Raw genomic sequence first — 21010 nt, 5'->3', positions numbered from 1 at the left:
CCCTAGGCACGAAGACGCATCGCCAGCAACGCCATGCCGACGCCGTAAAAGAGTAATAGCGTGCCGACCCCTGAGCCAAACGCAAGCGTCAGCAAGCGTGATCGGCGAAGCGCCGTTGGCGACTGGATCATCGACACACTGCCGAGCACCTCACGCCGGCTGAAGTTCCGCAGCGACCGTGCAGTCTCGAAGGTCGGCATCAGCTGGGACAATACGAAGCTTGCCCCGAGCCCCGCCAGCAGCGCCGCGACAAGGACCATGGGGGCCAGGCCGATGCGACTGGGAAAGACCGGCTTGGCCGCGGTGCGCGGAGGGTCGATGACACGGAACTGCGTCAGCCGCCGGGCATCGACGTCCTCCGACAGGGATGCCTTCTCGCGCCGTCCGACCAGCGCTTCGTAGTTTCGCCGCACGACCTCGTAGTCACGGTTGAGTTGGGCCAGTTCTGCCTCGACCTGAGGCACTCTGTTCGCCGAAGAGCGCAGTTGATTCACGCGAGACTGCGTTTCCGCGACACGCACGCGCAGCGATGCCACGCTGGCCTCGGCTTCCGCCAGCGCGAGCTTCACCTGCTGGAAGACGGGGTTGGTCGTCGTCTGCGGGGACTTGGTTTCCGCGGCGGCACGGCGACGGGCTGCCTCGATCTCCTGCTGCTTCTGTTCCTCCAGGCGCGCGATCAGCTTGCGAGCCGCTACCACGTCCGGGTGGATGTCGGTATACCGCCGCAGCAATTCGTCGAGCTGTCGACGCTGCGCATCGAGCCGCGAATCGAGCTCGGGTGTGCTGATCGTTGCACTCGGCGACGTGAGATCGGGCAGCAGACTCATCGTTTCACCATCGAGCTCCCTCCTCAACGCGTCTCGGGACTGCTCCGCTGCGCGCAGCTCCGTCGACATCTTCGCCAATTCCTCGGTCAGTGCCGTCATGCGCGTGAAGTAGTCGCGCCCCGACACGTCGGTGACGCCCATGTTGCGCAGCTTGAAGTCCTTCAGGCGAGTTTCCGCCTCGGCCAGCCGCACTTCGTAGTTCTTGATCTGCTCGTCGATGAACTCCTTGGCTTCTTCCGAGTCGCGCTGCCTGGAGCCGAGGTCCGAATCGACGAACAGGGAGACGAGGTTTTGCACGATCAGACGCGCCCGCTCCATGCTCGGGTCGCGATAGGAGAACGTGAAGACATTGTCACGGCCGCTGCCCATGAGCTTGATCTCGCGCAGGAACAACTCCGCCGTGCGTTCGCGCTCTTCTCTCGGCAACTGGTCCAGTCCGGTGCGCTTCATCAGCAGTTCGATGTTTGGGCGCGTGATCAATGTGCGCGCCAGCAAAGCGATCGTCTGATCGACATCCGGATCGACCGCGAGGTCTCGCAGCAGCGGTTTGAGCACGCTCTTGGTGTCGACGTAGACGCGCGCAGTAGCCTCGTAGCGATCCTGCCAGCGCAGCAGGAAGACAGCGCCCGCCATTGCCACGCCCCAGGCCACGAACAGCCCGACCCAGCGCCGCCGCCACATCCCGCGTGCGATGGAGATGGCCTGCGCAATCAGTTCGTCCATGAACGCCGCCTGCTGGTATTTGACGACTCAGAACCAGCCCTGAGGCACGATCAACACGTCGCCGGGCCGCACGTCGACATTGGCGGAAATGTCGCCGCGCTTGAGCAGGTCCTTCAACCGGACGCTGTATTGCTTGCCTTCTTCCTTGCCGCGGACGAGCACCGCACTGTTGCCGTCGGCGAAGTCGGTCAGACCGCCCACCTGAATCATCACGTCCAGCAGCGTCATGCCCTGGCGATAGGCGATCGCCTGGGGCCGCGTGGCTTCGCCGATGATGCGGATCTGCTCGCTGGCAACGCCGTTGAAGTTCGAGACCACGACCGTCACGACCGGATCACGCGTGTACTTGCTCAGCGCCTTTTCGACGTCGCGTGCCAGATCTGCCGGGCTGCGGCCCAGCACCGGAAGATCCTCGACCAGTGGCGTCGAGATGCGACCGTCCGGCCGAACCGGCACCGTCAGCGAGAGTTCGGGGTTGCGCCAGACGATGATGTTGACGGTGTCCAGCGGCCCGATGAGGTAGCGATAGTCCGACGTCGCAGCCGTCGCCGGCGCTGCCGGATAGCGCGTCGTGCTGCAGCCGACGAGTGTCAAGGCAACGGCCAGCAGGCTGGCAAGAGCCATCGTGCGATCGAGTCTGCGGGTGTCGGTCTTCATCGGGGTCTCTCCTGTGTTGTTCAGCTCGGCGCCCGGCACTGCCTTCGAGCGCCCTTCGCCAGTCGCTGCGCTGCATCGTCGAGGGCCAGTTTGCTGGCGACGCAGACTGACTCAAGCACTGGACTCGGGCCGCCACCGAAGCCGCCGCGGTGACGTGAAATCACTCCTGCAAGCATACGGCCAGAATGCGTCCGTGCCATGTCCCCAATTGCGGGGTGCTGCACTGCAGCGATACCGCAAGGTATCGCCCCCATTTGAGATCGACCATCTGGCTCGCATGCTAACGGCTGCATGGGAGACCGTCGTCCCCCTGATCGAGGCAACGCGGGCATGTCCGTGCATCAATGCACGGGCTGACTTGCCTGCCACCAGCCCGTCAGGCACCGACCCGCAGTGAGCCGGCTCGCCCGTCGGAGGCAGGTCTTTGGAGCCACGTCAACAGCAGATCGGCCAGACCCGATGCAGCCAAGGGACGGGACTCCGACGGACCAGGCACCGCGACCCGCCCGGCGCGCAGCAGTTCCTCCAGAGCTGCCCGGCCAAAACGCTGCTCGGAGGCATCGCTGCCCTCGCCGGCCCTGGGTACAAGCCCGCCCCTCAGCCACAGGCTCGGCACCCCGAGCACCCGCGCAGCGGCACCCGAATCCCGCGATGCGGTCAGAACGCAGCGCGCTTCCGCCATCAGGGCCACCCGTTCTGCGAAGTCGAGATCACCAGGGGACTCGATGAAATCGCCCTTCAGCGACTTGCGCAGGCCGAAAGCCTCCAGCCTCGCGGCCGCGGCGCGTCCCAGCGGCAGGATCAGGGGAATCATTTCGCTCGCTTCGCGCAGGCTTGCCAGCAGGGCCCCGATCGCCTGCCGGTCCCCCTGACGGATCATCGCGTCAACGTCGACAAAGGCATGCCCGCGCTCTCGAATGTTCGCCTGCATGGCAGCGCCAAGCCTGCGAAGGACCACTTGGGCATTGCGTCCCTGGGCGAGCACCTCGTGGACGGCATCGGCCAACAGTCCGCCGATCGGCCAGATCCGCCCGGCCGGTGGCTCGAACTGAATCGACATGCGCACCAGCAACTCATCGTTGAGCCCGGGCGATGCGTCGCCCACGCCCACCCAAGGATGGTCCGCATGCAGGACTGCGCAGGGCCGCTTGCTCGCTGCCAACGCACAGGCCAGGGCCGCATCTGTACCGCCGGCGATCACGACCACGCTCGGCACATGCAGCGCCAGCACCGCATCGAAAGCCCGGATGAGTTCCGCGATACGCTGGGCCGGCGTGCCGTCCGATTCGCTCAGTTCGACGACGGGAACCTCCAGCCCAAGAAGGCGCCGAAACTCGTCACTTTCGGCGAGGCTCGCTGGTTCTCCCACGCGAACCAGCACGACTTCAGGGGCATCGTGCCGCTCCTTCAGTGCACGCATCAGCACCGTCATCTTGGCATCTTCTTCGACCGAAGTCGCCACGCACAGCACTGGCCCATCGGAAGCAGCGGCCACAGCGACCGGGGACTGCACTTCATGTTCGGCGCCCCTCACCGGCATGGCGACGACAGCATCGGACGGGTCCGACACCGGCGTCAGGTGCGCCTTGAACTCGCCCACTTCGGCGAGCACCTCACGCGCCACCGCATCGACTCGGGCGGCATCGATGGCCGCGGCCGAGTCCAGAAAGGTAGCGAGCAGCAGCCTGTTGCAGAGCAAGTTGACCCGCCGTGGCGTCCCGCCCGTCCATTGGTGGATGCGCTCGAACGCCGCGTCGTCGAACGACGGGACATCGTGCCACCCGACCTTGCGCAGCCTGTGCTCGACGTAGGCCCGTGTCTCCGCGTGATCCATCGGGCCGAGATGGCACGAGGCAATGACGCGCTGACGGAACTGCTCCATCGGCTTGGACGTGAGCAATTGGCGGAGTTCAGGTTGTCCGACCAGAAAGCTCTGCAACAGCGCATGGTTGCCGAACTGGAAGTTCGACAACATGCGCAACTCCTCCACCGCCTGCAGATTCAGGTTCTGCGCTTCGTCGATGATGAGCAGCGCGCGCTTGTCCTGTGTGACCAGCAGCGTCAGAAAAGCCTCGATGGATCCGATCAGCTCAGCCTTCGAGAGGTTTTTCGGCGCGATACCGAACGCGATGGCCACAGACCGCAGCAGATCGCCGGCTTCGAGTTGGGTGCTGACGATCTGCGCCGAGACGATCTTCTGCGGATCCAGTTCGGACAGAAGCGTGCGCACCAGCGTTGTCTTGCCGGCACCGATCTCGCCAGTGACGACGACGAAGCCCTCGCCCTGGTAGACGCCGAAGCGCAAATAGGACAGCGCATTGCCGTGGCCCTTGCTCTGGAAATAGAACGCGGGGTCCGGATTGAGATTGAAGGGTGTACCCGAGAAGCCGAAGTGCGATTCGTACATGAGCGTTGACTGTTGGCCTCCGTGGGCGGTCGCTTCCCGTGCCACGCGTCGTCGTGCGGCTCAGAAGCGAACCCTACCAAACTCCGAGGTACCGACCAAGGCCCCGTCCGGGGAGTGAGTGCGGAATCCGGCCGCCGACAGCCGGAATCGCGACATGTCGGCGCGCGCAGACCGCTCGCGCGACTACTGGGCGCCCTCGCGGAACAACACGACGCTGACGGTCTCGACCAGCACCAGCAGGTCGAGGAACAGCGAGTTGTTCTTCACGTAGTAGAGGTCGAACTCGTGCTTTCGACGCGCATCCTCGACCGAAGCGCCGTAGCTGTAGCGCACCTGGGCCCAGCCCGTCACCCCAGGCTTGACGCTGTGACGGATGTCGTAGAAGGGGATCTGCTCTCGAAGTTGAGCCACGAACGACGGGCGCTCCGGCCGTGGGCCGACCAAGCTCATCTCGCCCTTGAGCACGCTGATCAGCTGCGGCAACTCGTCGATCCGGCACTTGCGAATGAACGCTCCGACACGGGTCACACGCGCATCGTTCTTGCTCGCCCAGCGGGCCACGCCATCGCGCTCGGCGTCGGTGCACATGCTGCGGAACTTGAGGCACATGAAACTGCGACCACCCAGGCCAACGCGTTCCTGGCGGTAGATGATCGGCCCCGGACTGTCCAGACGAATCAGCAGGGCAGTCACCAGCATCACTGGCGAGGCCAGCACGAGCAGCATGGTCGAGCAGACGACGTCGAAGGCGCGCTTCACCGCCGTGCGCACCCGCCCCTGCACGAAGCCATGGCCATACACCAACCAGCTCGCCTTCAGACTCTCGGTGGGCACCTGACCCTTGGTGCGCTCGTAAAAGCCGGCAAGGTCGAGCACAGGCGTGCCCTGCAGGCGACATTCCAGCAACTGGTCCATCGGCACCGCGCCACCGCGCTGCTCACGAACCGCGACGATCACCTCGTCGATCTGGAAACGCCTCACCAGGCTGCTGATCGACTCGTCGCGGTCGAACACCCTGCCGGCACCCGGCGCCCCGTCACCGCCACCAGCGGGATAGAAGCCGACCACTGAGCGATGAGCTCGGCCAGGAAGGCGCAGATCCGTGGCGATGCTCAGAGCCTCCTTGCCCGTGCCGACGATCAGCACACGAGGGGAACCCACGACGGCACGCCGCACCACGTGGAAGAGCAACCGCACCACCACCAAGCCCAGCAGCATGTACACGATGACCGGGAAGAGCAACTCGCTCGCGCGGTCGGTCAATCCTTCCGTGCTGATCACCGAGTAGGCGATGCCAGCCCCGACCAGAACGGCCAGCGAGGCACGGCTGAGCAGTACCCCCAGGCCCACCGAAACGGCGGACGAGCGATAGATGCCGAACACCGAGTACAGGAGCGACATCAGCAACGCGAACGCCGCGGCATGCAGCAACAACTGCGACGGCACCGTGCCCAAGACCAACTGGTCGCCGATTTGCACGCCCGACAAACCCTGGGCAGCCAACACGACCGCAAGAAAGCAGAACAAGCCATCGGCCAGCAGTTCCGCGAGAGCAGACAGCGGGATATGGTGTTGGAAGACCTTGAGCATCGCATCAGCCTCTGTTCTGCCGGTCTCGTCGCGGACCCGCACGGCATCACCGCGCGGTTCGACATCGATCGGAGTGACGGGATTCTCGGGAGCCGTCCTCGGTGCAGAAACCCTCCAAACGAGGGGAAATCGGCCGTCGACCCTAGGGAGAGAAGACCCTGAGACGGCAAGAAAAAGGGCCGACCTCTTGCAAGATCAGCCCTTCGAAGGATTGGCGGAGTGGACGGGGCTCGAACCCGCGACCCCCGGCGTGACAGGCCGGTATTCTAACCAACTGAACTACCACTCCGCGTGGCCGGCAGCTTCAGGATGACTCCGCAAGCGCTGCCGAAACTTGGCGTCCCCTAGGGGATTCGAACCCCTGTTACAACCGTGAAAGGGTCGTGTCCTAGGCCTCTAGACGAAGGGGACTGAAACTCATTCGTCGACTCGAACCTGCGCCGTGCAACCGTGGTGGAGGTAAGCGGGATCGAACCGCTGACCTCTTGCATGCCATGCAAGCGCTCTCCCAGCTGAGCTATACCCCCGTTTCGATTGCGTTGGTGCAGCAGTCGCAGTTTCAAGCGAGACTGCGATTATAGACAGAATTTCAGACGCCCTGCAATCTGCGCAGGACGACGTCGCGAGAGAACAGCGCCAGCACCGCATCGATCGAGGGCGTCTGCACGCGGCCACACACCAGCACGCGCAACGCATGCGCCAGCTGCGGCATCTTCAGCCCGTGGGTGACCAGCGTCTCCTTGATCACCATAGCGATCGTGGCCTTGTCCCAGTCGATCTCCGCCAGGCGACCTCTGAGTGCCTGCAACGCGGGCCGCACCACCTCGGTGACATGCTGCGCCACGTCCTCGCCGCGCGGTTGCACGTCGACGAAGTACATGGCCAGCCAGTCGGCGAGTTCGACGAGCGTCGCACAGCGGTCCTTGAACAGCGCGCACATGCTCGCGAGTCGCTCATCGGCGGCCACGTCGCCTGGTCGTGCGGACCATCTTCCGGCCAGCAGGGCGGCGAGTTCGCTGTCGGCAGTCGTCTTGATGACATGGGCATTGACCCAGTTCAACTTCGCCGCGTCCCACTGCGCCGGGCTGCGAGCGAGGTGGCTGCCGTCGAACCAGGTAACCAGTTGGTTGCGGTCGAACAGTTCGTCATCCCCATGGCTCCAGCCCAGCCGCGCCAGATAGTTGACCATCGCGTCGGGCAGGTAACCGCCCTCCTCGTACTGCATCACGCTGACCGCGCCGTGGCGCTTGGAGAGCTTGTCGCCATCCGGGCCGAGGATCATCGGCACGTGGCCGTACTCGGGCAGATCCGCGCCCAGCGCACGCAGGATGTTGATCTGCCGGGGCGTGTTGTTGACATGGTCGTCGCCGCGGATCACGTGGCTGATCTGCATGTCCCAGTCGTCGACGACCACACAGAAATTGTAGGTCGGCGTGCCGTCGGGCCGGCAGATGATCAGGTCGTCGAGCTCACGGTTGCTGATGGTGATGGGTCCCTTGACCATGTCGTTCCAGGTCACGTCGCCTTCGACGGGATTGCGGAAGCGGACCACCGGCGTCGCGCCCGCGGGCGGCGCAGGCAACGTCTTGCCCGGCTCGGGGCGCCAGCGGCCGTCGTAGCGCGGCTTCTCGCCGCGCGCGCGCTGCGCCTCGCGCATCGCGTCGAGCTCCTCGGGCGAGCAGTAGCAGTGGTAGGCCGTGCCCGCGGCGAGCATCGTCGCGATCACCTCCCGGTAGCGATCGAGCCGCTGCATCTGGTAGTACGGCCCTTCGTCGTAGTCGAGCTGAAGCCAGTTCATCGCCGCGATGATCTGGTCGACCGCCTCCTGCGTCGAACGCGCCACGTCGGTGTCCTCGATGCGCAGGATGAAGTCGCCGCCGTGATGGCGCGCGAATGCCCAGGAAAACAGCGCCGTGCGTGCCGTGCCCAGGTGGAGAAAACCCGTCGGCGACGGTGCGATGCGGGTGCGGACTCTGCGGGTCATCGTTCGTTCTTCTTCACAGCGAGCCGAGACCGCGCCGCAGATCGGCCTGCAAGTCACGAACGTCGTCCAGTCCCACGGCGACGCGGATCATGCCCTGCGTGATGCCCGCAGCCTGCCGCTGCTCTTCGGAGAGGCGCCCGTGCGAGGTGCTCGCCGGGTGCGTGATGGTGGTCTTGGTGTCGCCGAGATTGGCGGTGATGGAGCAGACCCTCGTGCCGTCGATCACGTGAAACGCGTTCCGACGGGCTCGCGTCGCCCCGCCCTCGGCCTGTCCGCGCACGACGAACGACACCACCGCGCCGCCGCTGCCCGACTGCTGCGCCATCGCCAGCGCGTGCTGCGGGTGCGATTCGAGCCCCGGGTAGAACACGCGCTCCACCTGGGGCTGCGCCTCCAGCCATCGTGCCAGTTCCAGCGCACGGCGGCTCTGCGCCTCCATTCGGATGGACAGCGTCTCCAGTCCCTTGAGCACCACCCAGGCGTTGAATGGCGACAGGCTCATGCCCGCGCTGCGCATCACCGGCACGAATCGCTCGTTGATCAGTGCTTCGTTGCCGCAGATCGCTCCGGCGATGACGCGGCCCTGCCCGTCCAGGTACTTGGTGCCGGAGTGAATGACGAGATCCGCGCCGTATTCGATCGGCCTCTGCAGCGCCGGGGAGCAGAAGCAGTTGTCGACCGCCAGCCAGGCGCCGGCCTGCTTGGCGATGGCCGCCAGCGCCGCGATGTCGCACACCTCGGTGAGCGGGTTGGTGGGCGATTCCGCGAAGAGCAGCTTCGTGTTCGGCTTGATTGCGGCCTGCCACTGCGACACGTCGGTCTGCGAGACGAAGGTCGTCTCGATGCCGAACTTCGCGAACTCGCGACCGAACAGCATGATCGTCGAGCCGAACACGCTCTGCGAGCACACCACGTGGTCGCCGACCTTGAGCAGGCCCATGCCGAGCAGCAGGATCGCGCTCATGCCGCTGGAGGTGGCGATGCAGGCCTGCGCACCCTCCAGCGCGGCAAGCCGCCGCTCGAACATCATCACCGTCGGGTTGGTGAAGCGCGAGTAGATGAAGGCCTCTTCCTCGTTGGCGAAGCGCGCGGCGGCTGTTGCCGCGTCGGGCTGACGGAAACTGCTGGTGAGGAACAGCGCCTCGCTGTTCTCGCCCCAGGCGCTGGCGGGCAGGCCTTCGCGCACCGCCAGCGTGTCGAGGTGCACGTCGGCCGGCAGGTCGACGCGAGGAATGCGTTTGTCGCCCATCAGCGCGACTCCGTGGCGTTGTGCAGCGCGAGGCGGGAGCGATCGCCCCCCTCCTCTTCATCGCCCTGTGAGCGGCGCTGCGCCGCCAGCGTGTCGAAGTCGGCGGCGGTGATGTCCCCGGTGATGTAGATGCCGTCGAAGCAGGACGCCTCGAAGCCGTCGAGCTTGGGGTTCAGCGCGCTGACCACCTTCTTCATCGCCGCGACATCCTGGTAGATCAGCGCGTCGGCGCCGATGTACTGGCGGATCTCCTCGGTACTGCGGTTGTGGGCGATCAGTTCGTCCTTGGTCGGCATGTCGATGCCGTACACGTTCGGGAAGCGCACTGGCGGCGCCGCCGACGCCATGTAGACCTTGCGCGCACCGGCCTCGCGCGCCATCTGCACGATCTCCTTGGACGTCGTGCCGCGTACGATCGAGTCGTCGACGAGCAGCACGTTGCGGCCCTTGAACTCGGAGGCGATCGCATTGAGCTTCTGACGCACCGACTTCTTGCGCATGCCTTGCCCGGGCATGATGAAGGTGCGCCCCACATAGCGGTTCTTCACGAAGCCCTCGCGGTAGGGCTTGCCGATCTTCTGCGCGAGCTGCATCGCCGAGGGCCGGCTCGACTCCGGGATGGGGATGACGACGTCGATCTCGCTGGGCGGCATCGTCGAGATGAGCCGCTGCGCCAATGTCTCGCCCATGTTCAGCCGCGCCTGGTAGACCGACACACCGTCCATCACCGAGTCGGGCCGCGCCAGATAGACGAACTCGAACATGCAAGGGTTCAAGGTCGGATTTTCGGCGCATTGCTGCGCGTGCACGCGGCCCTGCAGATCGATGAAGATCGCCTCGCCGGGAGCCACGTCGCGCACCAGCTTGTGCCCGGTGCCTTCGAGGGCCACCGACTCGCTCGCCACCATGATCTCGGGACCTTCGGCCGTCTGGCCTTCGCCGAAGCACAGCGGCCGGATGCCGAACGGGTCACGGAAGGCCAGCAACCCGTGGCCGGCGATCAACGCAATCACCGCATACGAGCCCTTCAGGCGCTTGTGCACCGCACGCACGGCCTTGAAGACCGATTCAGGCGCCAGCGGGAGGTCGCGCGCAGCGAGCTCCAGCTCGTGCGCCACCACGTTGATCAACACTTCGGTGTCGCTCTCGGTGTTGATGTGGCGGCGGTCGATGTCGAAGAGCTGCTGCTTCAGCGAGTGCGCGTTCGTCAGGTTGCCGTTGTGCACGAGCACGATGCCGAACGGTGCATTGACGTAGAAGGGCTGCGCCTCTTCCTCGCTGTAGGCATTGCCTGCGGTCGGATAGCGCACCTGGCCGAGACCGACGTTGCCGGGCAGCGCACGCATGTTGCGCGTGCGGAAGACGTCGCGCACCATGCCGCGCGCCTTGTGCATGAAGCACTTCGTACCCAGCATCGTCACGATGCCGGCGGCGTCCTGTCCGCGGTGCTGCAACAGCAGCAGCGCGTCGTAGATCAGTTGGTTGACCGGCGAAGGCGAGATCACACCGACGATGCCACACATGTCCTCAACTCCTGTTCATCGCGCAGGCATCATGCCCGGCGAAGCTGTGCCGCCACCTGCGGCGGCAGCAGCGGCATCAACCCATCGAGCAACGTCGACAGCGCCCCCGCTCCGCGCGACTGCTGCCAGGCCGCAGCCTTGGCCGCCGGCGTGAGGCCGATCACGGCTGCCGCTGCGAGCAGCAGCACCATGCCTCGCAGGGCGCCGAAGATCGCACCCAGGCCGCGGTCCGGCACGCTCAGCGGCGTGGCATGCAACAGCAGGCGGATCAATCGCGCCGCGATCGCCCACACGATCAGCGCCGCCACGAAGACGAGGGCGAACGCGGCGCCGAGGTTCAACGCCGATCCCGGCACGCCGATGGGAACATGGCGCGCGGCCACCGGCGCGAACCACTGCGCCGCGAACCACGCGGCCAGCCAACCGGCCAGTGACAGCAGTTCGAAGACGAAGCCGCGGATCACCCCGACGATCACTGAAATGGCCAGCACGGCCAGCAGTACCGCGTCGACCCAGCTGATCTGCGCGAAGTCCATGGCCGCGCACTCAGAGCGTCAGGACGACGGCGTTGAGCCCCGCCGCCTTGGCCTTGGAGAGCGCCCGCTCCGCCTCGTCGCGCGAGTCGTAGGGACCGGCCCGCACCCGCGTGCGGCTTCCCGAGGAGGTCTCGACCACCTGCGTGTAGCTCTTCAGACCGAGCTTCTCGACCCGGGCACGCATCTCGCGAGCAGCCGCAGCATCGGCGAATGCCCCGACCTGCACCACGAAGCGGCCCGCATCGCGCGTGGACTCCGTCTTGGCGGCGGCCACGGACGGCTTGGCCACCTCCTTGCCGTCGAGCAAGGCCCTGGCGCGTGCAGCCTCGGGCGCAGGCGCGGCAGGACGCGTCTCGCCGGCGGCCTTCTTGGGTGGCTCCGTCACGGGTGCCGCCGCCTTCGGAGCCTGTGCGCCGGCCACCGGCGCTGTTTCGCCCGGTCGTTCGGACGCTTGTGCAGGCGGCGCCTCCTCGCGCGGCGCAGCCTCGACCGCCGACGACGCCTTTGCCGCTGGCGTACGCACCGGCGGCATGGTCAGAGGGGAGGCGCCTTCCTTGCGCGGGATCTCGATCGGAATGTCAACCGGCACGGAGCGAGGCTGCGTCTCGAACACCAGCGGGAAGCCGATCACGCCGGCCATCAGCAACACGGCAGCGCCCATCAAGCGGCGCCTCGCGCGAGTGCGCGCCGCGGCGAGCGAATCTGCCGACTCCGCCGGTTTGGACGGCGCGTCGGCACCGCTCGTACGGCGCTGGAAGAACGACAGCAGTCCCATGCGGTGCGTCAGGTGCAATGAAGCGTTTAGGCCGGCGCGTCACACCTCTCGGCGAGAGAATGGAGGCCGCAGGAAGCGACGCTCAGCCGACATGCCGCGCCCGGAGCACGGGCACGCCGTCCTTCAACACGCCGCCGACGGTGTAGAACGAACCGAAGACAACGATTCTATCAGTGGGGTCTGCCTCGGCGAGCGCAGCTGCCAGGGCCTGCGCCGGCCCGGCGTGACGATGCACGCCCACCGGCCCCGGCCCCTTGCTCCCGAGCGATGCATGGACCGCGGCAAGCTCTTCGGCGGTCGCGGCGCGCGGCAAAGGCAGATCGGTGAAGTGCCACTCGTCCACCAGCGGCGCCATTCGGGCGAGCATGGCGGCGAGGTCCTTGTCGCGCATGGCGCCGAAGACCGCGCGCGTGCACGGATAGAAGCCCATCTGGTCGAGGTTCTGAGCCAGAGCCGCGACGGAATGCGGGTTGTGCGCCACGTCGAGCACCAGCGTGGGCTGGCCGGCGACGATCTGGAACCGCCCGGGCAACTCCACCAGTGCGAAGCCACTGCGCACGGCCTGCGCGGTGATCGGAAGCACCATGCGCATGGCCTCGAACGCCGCCAGCACGCCTGCGGCATTGAGCAGTTGGTTGACACCGCGCAGCGCGGGGTAGGCCAAGCCGTTGTAGCGCCGCTCGCGACCGGCCCAGTTCCACTGCTGCCGATCACCGTCGAACTTGAAGTCGCGGCCGAGCAGCCACAGGTCGGCTCCGATCCGCTCTGCCTCGTCGATCACGCTGCGCGGCGCCTCCGGGTCGCTGACGACGGCCGGCCTGCCTCGGCGCATGATGCCCGCCTTCTCGCGGCCGATCGACTCGCGATCAGTGCCGAGAAACTCCATGTGGTCGAGGGCGATGCTGGTGATGACGGCGCAGTCGGCGTCGAAGGCGTTGACGGCGTCGAAACGCCCGCCCAGGCCCACCTCGAGGATGACCAGGTCCAGCGGCGCATGCGCCAGCAGGCGCGCGATCGCCAGCGTGGTGAACTCGAAGATGCTGAGCGTGATCTCCCGCCGCGCGGCCTCGACGGCCTCGAAGTGGGGCAGCAGGTCGGCGGCATCGACCATGCGACCGTCGATGCGGCAGCGCTCCTCGAAGTGCACGAGGTGCGGCTTCGCATAGTGACCGACCCGGTAGCCCGCCTGCAGCGCGATGGACTCGAGCATTGCGCAGGTCGAGCCCTTGCCGTTGGTGCCGGCGACGCTGATCACCGGCACCTTGAATTCCAGCCCGAGTCGCGCGCGCACCTCCACCACGCGCTCCAGCGACAGGTCGATCTCGGTGGGGTGCATGGCGCCGCAATGCGCCAGCCATTGGTCGAGGGTGCGCGGGGTCATGCGGATCCCCGCGTGCGCCGCGACGCGCGCACGGGTTCGAACATGGGGGCGTGTCAGGCGATCGCGTCGGCGCTCAGCCCCTGCAGCATGGCGATCGCCTGGGCCATGGTGCCGCGCAGTTCACGCCGGTCGACGATCATGTCGATGGCCCCCGTGCCGAGCAGGAATTCGGCACGCTGGAAGCCTTCGGGCAGCTTCTCGCGCACGGTGTTCTCGATCACCCGCGGGCCGGCAAAGCCGATCAGGGCCTTGGGCTCGGCGATCACCACGTCGCCCATGAAGGCGAAGCTCGCCGACACCCCGCCCATCGTCGGGTCGGTCAGCACGCTGATGTAGGGCAGCCTCGCCTTGGCCAGTCGCGTCAGCGCCGCGTTGGTCTTGGCCATCTGCATCAGACTCAGCAGACCTTCCTGCATGCGCGCGCCGCCGGTGGCGGTGAAGCTGACGAACGGCGTCTTCTGCTCGACGGCGGTCTCGACACCGCGCACGAAGCGCTCGCCGACGACCGAACCCATGGAACCGCCCATGAAGTCGAACTCGAAGCAGGCGGCCACGACGGGCAGACTCATCACCGCCCCACCCATCACCACCAGCGCGTCCGTCTCGCCCGTGGCCTCGAGCGCGTCCTTCAGGCGCTCGGGGTACTTCTTGCTGTCCTTGAACTTGAGCGCGTCGACCGGCAACACCTCCTGGCCGATTTCGTAGCGCCCTTCCGGATCCAGGAAGGCGTCGAGCCGCGCACGCGCGCCGATGCGATGGTGATGCCCGCATTTCGGGCAGACGTTGACGTTCTGCTCAAGATCGGACTTGTACAGCACCGTTTCGCAGGACGGACACTTGATCCACAGACCTTCGGGCACCGTGCGGCGCTCGCTCGGGTCGGTCTGCTGGATCTTCGGGGGCAGCAGTTTTTCCAGCCAGCTCATCGTGCCGTTCCTTTCAAGAATCGATGGCGGCACGGATGCCGCCGATGAAGTCGGCCGCGGCCGCGGCGACGCTGCCGCGGTCGCGCGTCTCGAGCAGTTGCACGAGCGCCGAGCCGATGACCACCGCATCGGCGACCGCTGCCACGGCGCGTGCAGTCTGAGCGTCGCGAATGCCGAAGCCCACGCCGACCGGCAGCTTCACATGCTGCTTGATACGCGGCACCATCTCCGCGACCGCCGCGGTGTCGAGGTGGCCGGCGCCGGTCACGCCCTTCAGCGAGACATAGTAGACGTAGCCGCTGGCAATGCGGCCGACTTCGCGAATGCGCCGCTCGGTCGAGGTGGGCGCGAGCAGGAAGATCATGTCCAGGTCGGCGCCGCGCAGCTTGGCCGCGAAGGCTTCGCACTCCTCCGGCGGGTAGTCGACGACGAGCACGCCATCCACCCCCGCGGCCTTGGCGTCGGCGACGAAGCGGTCGACGCCATAGCGCTCCACCGGATTCGCATAGCCCATCAGAACCACCGGCGTATTCGCGTCGCGCCCGCGGAAATCCCGCACGATCTGCAGCACCTGGGACATGCCGATGCCCTTGGCCAGCGCACGCTCGGACGCCTTCTGGATCACCGGGCCATCGGCCATCGGGTCGGAGAACGGCACACCGAGCTCGATCACGTCGGCGCCTGCGCGGGCCATCGCGACCATGATGTCGACGGTGGCGTCGACGTGGGGATCGCCGGCAGTGACGTAAGGGATCAGCGCCTTGCGGCCGCGCGAACTCAGCGACGCGAAGGCGTCGGCGATGCGGCTCACAGCGCCCCCCCCTTCACCGTCTGCCCGCGGCACGACGGTCGGCAGTAGAACTCGGCCCCCGACAGGTCGGCCACGGTACCGATGTCCTTGTCGCCACGGCCGGAGAGGTTGACGAGCAGATGCTGATCGGGCCGCATCGTCGGCGCCAGCTTCATCGCGTAGGCCACGGCATGGCTGGACTCCAGCGCCGGGATGATGCCTTCGGTGCGGCACAGGCGATGGAACGCCTCGAGCGCCTCGTCGTCGGTGATGCCGACGTACTCGGCGCGGCCGATGTCCTTCAGGTAGGCATGCTCGGGGCCGACACCGGGGTAGTCCAGGCCGGCGGAGATCGAGTGCGTTTCGGTGATCTGGCCGTTGGCGTCCTGCAGCAGGTAGGTGCGGTTGCCGTGCAGGACCCCCGGCGTGCCCGCCGACAGCGAGGCGGCGTGCTTGCCGCTGTCCAGACCCTGGCCCGCCGCCTCCACGCCGATCAGCCGCGTGCCCTCGTGCGGGATGTAAGGGTAGAAGATGCCCATCGCGTTGCTGCCGCCGCCCACGCAGGCGATCACCGCATCCGGCTGGCGACCGATCATTTCGGGCATCTGCACCAGGCACTCGTCGCCGATGACGCGCTGGAAGTCGCGCACCATCGTCGGATAGGGGTGCGGACCGGCCACCGTGCCGATGATGTAGAAGGTGCGCTCGACGTTCGTCACCCAGTCGCGCAGCGCTTCGTTGAGCGCGTCCTTCAGCGTCTTCGAGCCGCTCTCCACTGGCACGACCTTGGCGCCGAGAAGGTGCATGCGGTAGACGTTGGGCGACTGGCGCTTGACGTCCTCGCTGCCCATGTAGACCACGCACTCCAGGCCGTAGCGCGCGCAGATCGTCGCCGTGGCCACGCCGTGCTGGCCGGCTCCGGTCTCGGCAATGACGCGCGGCTTGCCCATGCGGCGTGCCAGCATGGCCTGGCCGATGGTGTTGTTGACCTTGTGTGCGCCGGTGTGGTTGAGGTCTTCGCGCTTGAGATAGATCTGTGCGCCGCCAAGCTCGCGGCTGAGGCGGGCGGCGTGGTAGACCGGGCTCGGCCGGCCGACGAAGTGAGCCAGTTCGTAGCGGAACTCGGCCATGAACGCCGGATCGGCGCGTGCCTGGTCATAGGCCAGCTTCAGTTCGTCGAGTGCGTGGATCAGCGTCTCGGCGACGAAGGTGCCGCCGTAGACGCCGAAATGCCCCCGGGCATCGGGTTGTTGGTAGTTCAACATGGTGGTGGAAAGAAGTTCAGGTCTCGGAATCGGCGATGCGCGCATCGGCGTCGCGCACCACCTCGCAGAACCGGCGGATCAGCGCGGCATCCTTGATGCCCTTTGCGGTTTCCACGCCGGAACTCACGTCAACGGCCCAGGGCCGCACCTGAAGAATGCCTTCGGTCACATTTCCGGCATGCAACCCACCAGACAAAACGACTGGACGGGGCACGTTTGCGGGAATGAGCGACCAATCGAAGACCTTTCCGCCACCGCCAAATCCTTCGACATGGGCGTCGAGCAGGACGGCCTGGGCGTTCGAGAACTGCAGCGCGAAGTCTACCAAATCGAGCCCGGCGCCCATGCGGGCGGCACGCAGGTAGGGCCGTCCCGCGCGCTCGCAGTCGGCCGGCGTCTCGTCGCCATGGAATTGCAGCAGGGCCTGGGGCATGGCGGCGGCGGCGGCACCGAGTTCCTCGTCGCTGGCGTTCACCAGCAGCGCCACCGGCATGACGAACGGCGGCAGTCGCCGCGCCAGTTCGGCCGCCCGTGTGGCGCTCACGTGGCGTGCGCTTTTCGCGTAGAGCACGAAACCGATCGCGTCGGCACCGGCTTCGACGGCGGCGTCCACGTCGGCCTCGCGGGTGAGGCCACAGATCTTGATGCGCGTGCGTTGGTTCATCGCCTCAGGGAAGCCAGTCCATCGCCGCCGTCGATTGCGGCAGTGCGAGGGACGGATCGTAGTACGGCCCGGCGAAGTACAGGCCGTCAGCGACAAAGGTCGGTGCGGCGAGGCTTCGGTCCCGCGACTCCAGCACCTGGGCGAGCCAGTCCGCATCGCGCGTGCCCGCGCCGATCGCCACCAGGCAACCCATCAGGTTGCGCACCATGTGGTGCAGGAAGGCGCTGGCATCGAATTCGAAGCGCCAGTAGGCGCCGCGCGACTCGATGTGGATGCGCCGCAGCGTCTTCACCGGCGATGCGGCCTGGCACTCCGCCGACCGGAAGGCAGAGAAGTCATGCTCGCCGATCAGCCGCTGCGCCGCAACACGCATGGCCTCACCGTCGAGCGGGCGGAAGCTCCAGCCGACGAGGCCGGCCTCCAGGGAGGGCCGCACGGGCGACTGGCGCAGCACGTACACGTAGCGACGGCCGAGCGCACTGTTGCGCGAGTGAAACCGAGCATCGACCGGGCGGCACCACTGCACCGCGATGTCCGGCGGCAAGAAGCGGTTGGTGCCGCGCACCCAGGAGAAGGGGTCGCGCTCGACGGCGCAATCGAGGTGCACGACCTGGTTGAGCGCATGCACCCCCGCGTCGGTACGGCCGGCGCACATGACGCGCACCGATCGGTCGAGGAAGCTGGACAGCGCATGCTCGAGCCGATCCTGCACGGTGTTGCCGCCGGGCTGACTCTGCCAGCCCTGGTAGCCCGTGCCGCGGTAGCTGACGCCGAGGGCAACCCTCACGGCCGTGCTCAGGGCTCGTCGCGGGCGCCGCGGCGCCCTCTCATCAGCCGAGCTGCTCGAGCATGCCCTGGGCCTTGGACTTCAACGAGCCCGAGGCCTTGGACACCACTTCCTGCAGCAGGTCGCGAGCGCCTTCCGTGTCGCCGATTTGGCGGAACTCCTCGGCCAGTTCGAGCTTGCGCGACAACGGGTCGCCGGCGTCGTCCTCGTCGAAGCCCGACAGACCGGACTCGCCGAAGCCCGAAGGCGCCGCAGCCACCGGTGCGGGTGCTGCAGCTGTGCTGCCGCCTGCGGGCAGGTCGAGGTCGAGAGAGATGCCGGCCAGGTCGAATTCGACCGCCGGCGCACTCGCGGGTGCGCCGCGCGCCGGTTCCGGCGCCAGGTCGGGCAACGTGAGGTCCGCACCGGCCGGCTCGAAGTCGAACGAAGTCGGCTCGGCGGGGGCGGTCGCGAACGGCTGCGTGCCCAGAGGCGGCGCCGCTTCCGTTGCGTCCGCGGGCTCGCTGCCCAGATCGAGGTCGAGGTCGACGCCAGTCTCCGGCGCAGCCTGCGAATCCATCATTCCCGCATTGAATTGCGATGGCGAGGGCAGCACCGACTGCGGCATGGTGCTCGCGCCGAGCGCTTCGACCATCTGGCCGCCAACCGTGGCGCCGCCCGCGGGCGCGCCGCCGGGCTGGTAGAGCGGGTTCTCGGCGTCGATCTGCAGGCCCAGCTCCTGGGCCTTCGCCCAGTCCTCGCCTTGCCCCTGCGTCAGCGAGTACAGCTGCGTGGCAAGCAACTCGAAGCCCTTGGTATCGCGGCGCTTGGCGTACACCTCGAGCAGCTTGGTGCGGATAGCCATGCGCTCGGGGTTGCCGCGCATCGCTTCCTTGAGGATTTCCTCGGCCTGCAGGTCGCGGCCATAGGCCAGGTAGACATCCGCCTCGGCGACGGGGTCCACGTCGCCGATGGCGTCGAGCTGGCTCAGCGAGTAGCTCATCGACGAGGAGTTGCCGCCGGCGTCGCGCGTATCGATGCGCTGGCCGCCGCTGGCGCCGAAGAACGAATCCGGCTGCAAACGGCTCTCGAGGAAAGAGGTCTCGCCGCTATCCCTCTTGGCGCGTCGCGTGAAGCGGTAGACGCCGAAGCCGGCGAGCAGCGCGATCAGGCCGCCCCCCAGCGCCAGTGCCAGCGGATTGTCGTCGAGCAACGAACCGAGGAAGCTGGGCTCGTCCTGCTGCGCCGTCACTGCCGGCGCGGGGCGAGGAGCCACCGGCTTGGCCACCGACGCGGCCGGGGCGGCCGCAGCGACGGGCGAGGACTCCGGGACGGACGCGGCCGCCATCATGTCGGGCGCCGCCGCGGAGGCTTGCGTGGATACGGGCTCGGGCTGCGCGGCGGGCGCCGCCGCCACGGCGGGCGCGGATGCCGGCATCGCCGCGGCGACAGGCGCCGACGCCGGCGCGGCAGCCACCGGTGCCGGGGGGGCCGCCGGCAGGGGCGCCTTGACCGGCAAGGTCACTGCCGCCGGCGCGGACGGTGCCGCCGGGGCGACGGCGGCGGCCCCGGCGGATGCCGCGGCCTTGGTCTTGGCAGCCTCGTCACCGAGCTTCTTCAACTCGGCAACGTTCTTGGACAGCTCGGCCACGCGCGTGTCGGTGTCCTTCTTCTCGGCCGTCTTTGCGATCTGCTCTTCGGCACTGGCCTTGCCCGCCGTATCACCCTTGCTGAGCGTCAACTTGTCGGGGGCCGGTGCGGCCGCCTGCTTGCGGTCCTGCACCTCGGTCTGCACCGTGCCGGCGGCCTGACGCGTGCTGCCTGCGTCACGCGCCGCGGGCACCGCCCCCGCAAGACGCTGCCGGTAGGCGCCGAAGTCGGCGCTCTGAGCCTGGATGAGCTGACGCGCCTCGGCAGTGGACACGGCCCTGGCGTCTTCTGCGCTGGGAACCGACAGCACGACCCCGGACTTCAGCCGGTTCATGTTGTTCGCGATGAAGGCCTCGGGGTTGGCCTTGTACAGCGACACCAGCATCTGGTCGAGCGATACGCCCTGGCGCGGATGCTTGCCAGCAATGCGGAACAGCGTGTCGCCCTGGCGGACCTTGTACTCGTCGGCGCCGGTCGGCGCCGTGGCGGCGGCGCTCGACGGCGCGGGCACAGCCGCGACCGCAGGCTTGCTCTCGGGCACCGGCCGCGCGGCTCTGGGAGCCGGCGAAGGAGCCGCCGCCTGCGCCGGGGCAGGAGCCGGCGGCGCGGCTGCGATCGACGGTGCCGCCGCAGGCGCGGGCTGCGCAGGGGCACGCGCCATCGCCGGCGGATCGAAGAGCATCGTGTATTCACGCACGAGCCGGCCACTGGCCCACGAGATCTCGAGGATCACATCGACGAACGGCTCCTGGACCGCGCGGTCGCTGGTCACGCGCAAGTAGGGCCGGCCATCGGTGCGGCGCTGCAAATCGACCTGAGTGGCGGGCAAGACGGTGTTGTAGTCGACGCCGGCGGCGCGGTAGGCCTCGGGCGGCGCCACGCGCACGCGCAGGGTGCCGGCCTCTTCGGCCGTCAGGCTGGTGACATCGATCTCGGCCCGCAGCGCCTCACCGAGTGCCGACTGCACGGAAAGCCTGCCCAGACCCAGCGCGTGCGCATTCGATGCGGCAAGCCAGAGGGCGGCTGCGGCCACACCGGTCAGGGCAAGACGCCCTGAAAAGGTCGAGTTTCGTTTCAAGGCGTCTCCCAATAGGACCGTGCCGGGCGCGATGACTGCCCTCTGCTGTCGACTAGGTTACCGGCGAAGGACATCCGCACCTCGCGCGAATAGCTGGAAATCACAATAACATCAAGAGGATACGATGACAAGCTCATGCAATGGCTGATATTCGTACCTTGCTGCTCATGCAGCGTGCCGGCGTGATAAATGTTGCAGCGCGCCAACGTGAAGCCACTG

16 protein-coding genes and 3 tRNA genes are annotated in these 21010 nt (G+C 67.3%); all 19 read right to left on the bottom strand.

What is annotated here, in order from left to right; genetic code table 11:
• Positions 1-2: 2 nt before the first annotated feature.
• Entirely contained in the window at positions 3-1550 is a 1548-nt protein-coding gene (locus Q0599_RS22015; protein WP_298834520.1) for an XrtA system polysaccharide chain length determinant, read from the bottom strand.
• Positions 1551-1577: 27 nt separating this feature from the next.
• Entirely contained in the window at positions 1578-2207 is a 630-nt protein-coding gene (locus Q0599_RS22010; protein ID WP_298834517.1) for an XrtA/PEP-CTERM system exopolysaccharide export protein, read from the bottom strand.
• A 376-nt stretch (positions 2208-2583) separates the two neighbouring features.
• On the bottom strand, positions 2584-4614 hold the full coding sequence (locus Q0599_RS22005) for an XrtA/PEP-CTERM system-associated ATPase (protein WP_298834514.1): 2031 nt from the start codon (positions 4612-4614) through the stop codon (positions 2584-2586).
• 183 nt (positions 4615-4797) lie between these two features.
• Positions 4798-6204 carry a TIGR03013 family XrtA/PEP-CTERM system glycosyltransferase gene (locus Q0599_RS22000; protein ID WP_298834512.1) on the bottom strand — a complete coding sequence of 469 codons (1407 nt, stop codon included), beginning with the start codon at positions 6202-6204 and terminating at the stop codon, positions 4798-4800.
• Positions 6205-6416: 212 nt separating this feature from the next.
• A tRNA-Asp gene (locus tag Q0599_RS21995) sits at positions 6417-6493 on the bottom strand.
• A gap of 46 nt (positions 6494-6539) precedes the next feature.
• Positions 6540-6615: transfer RNA gene (locus Q0599_RS21990), tRNA-Glu, on the bottom strand.
• Between the two features lie 40 nt (positions 6616-6655).
• Positions 6656-6731 (bottom strand) — tRNA-Ala (locus Q0599_RS21985).
• 62 nt (positions 6732-6793) lie between these two features.
• Complete coding sequence (gene gltX, locus Q0599_RS21980) at positions 6794-8188, bottom strand: glutamate--tRNA ligase (RefSeq protein WP_298834509.1); 1395 nt, start codon at positions 8186-8188, stop codon at positions 6794-6796.
• Between the two features lie 13 nt (positions 8189-8201).
• On the bottom strand, positions 8202-9437 hold the full coding sequence (locus Q0599_RS21975; protein WP_298834507.1) for an O-succinylhomoserine sulfhydrylase: 1236 nt from the start codon (positions 9435-9437) through the stop codon (positions 8202-8204).
• Entirely contained in the window at positions 9437-10960 is a 1524-nt protein-coding gene (gene purF / locus Q0599_RS21970) for an amidophosphoribosyltransferase (protein WP_298834504.1), read from the bottom strand. The genes Q0599_RS21975 and purF overlap by 1 nt, the downstream gene beginning before the upstream one ends.
• Positions 10961-10989: 29 nt before the next feature.
• Positions 10990-11496 (bottom strand): CvpA family protein, encoded by a 507-nt coding sequence (locus tag Q0599_RS21965; protein ID WP_298834502.1) that lies wholly within the window; start codon positions 11494-11496, stop codon positions 10990-10992.
• A 10-nt stretch (positions 11497-11506) separates the two neighbouring features.
• On the bottom strand, positions 11507-12271 hold the full coding sequence (locus Q0599_RS21960; RefSeq protein ID WP_298834500.1) for an SPOR domain-containing protein: 765 nt from the start codon (positions 12269-12271) through the stop codon (positions 11507-11509).
• 82 nt (positions 12272-12353) lie between these two features.
• Complete coding sequence (folC, locus tag Q0599_RS21955) at positions 12354-13658, bottom strand: bifunctional tetrahydrofolate synthase/dihydrofolate synthase (RefSeq protein WP_298834536.1); 1305 nt, start codon at positions 13656-13658, stop codon at positions 12354-12356.
• 47 nt (positions 13659-13705) lie between these two features.
• On the bottom strand, positions 13706-14578 hold the full coding sequence (accD, locus tag Q0599_RS21950; RefSeq protein ID WP_298834498.1) for an acetyl-CoA carboxylase, carboxyltransferase subunit beta: 873 nt from the start codon (positions 14576-14578) through the stop codon (positions 13706-13708).
• Between the two features lie 13 nt (positions 14579-14591).
• Entirely contained in the window at positions 14592-15389 is a 798-nt protein-coding gene (trpA, locus tag Q0599_RS21945; protein WP_298834496.1) for a tryptophan synthase subunit alpha, read from the bottom strand.
• Positions 15386-16633 carry a tryptophan synthase subunit beta gene (trpB, locus tag Q0599_RS21940; RefSeq protein ID WP_298834494.1) on the bottom strand — a complete coding sequence of 416 codons (1248 nt, stop codon included), beginning with the start codon at positions 16631-16633 and terminating at the stop codon, positions 15386-15388. Before trpB ends, trpA begins: the two co-directional genes overlap by 4 nt.
• A gap of 16 nt (positions 16634-16649) precedes the next feature.
• The gene (locus Q0599_RS21935; RefSeq protein WP_298834491.1) at positions 16650-17297 is read right to left on the bottom strand and encodes a phosphoribosylanthranilate isomerase; all 648 of its coding nucleotides are present in this window, start codon (positions 17295-17297) and stop codon (positions 16650-16652) included.
• A gap of 4 nt (positions 17298-17301) precedes the next feature.
• Positions 17302-18084 (bottom strand): tRNA pseudouridine(38-40) synthase TruA, encoded by a 783-nt coding sequence (truA, locus tag Q0599_RS21930; RefSeq protein WP_298834488.1) that lies wholly within the window; start codon positions 18082-18084, stop codon positions 17302-17304.
• A 43-nt stretch (positions 18085-18127) separates the two neighbouring features.
• A complete protein-coding gene (locus tag Q0599_RS21925) occupies positions 18128-20791 on the bottom strand; it encodes a FimV/HubP family polar landmark protein (protein ID WP_298834485.1) in 2664 nt (887 codons plus the stop codon).
• Between the last annotated feature and the right edge of the window lie 219 nt (positions 20792-21010).

The organism is uncultured Piscinibacter sp. (assembly GCF_937952055.1).
Lineage (GTDB): Bacteria > Pseudomonadota > Gammaproteobacteria > Burkholderiales > Burkholderiaceae_C > Piscinibacter.
This window is presented reverse-complemented; position numbering and strand designations above follow the sequence as displayed.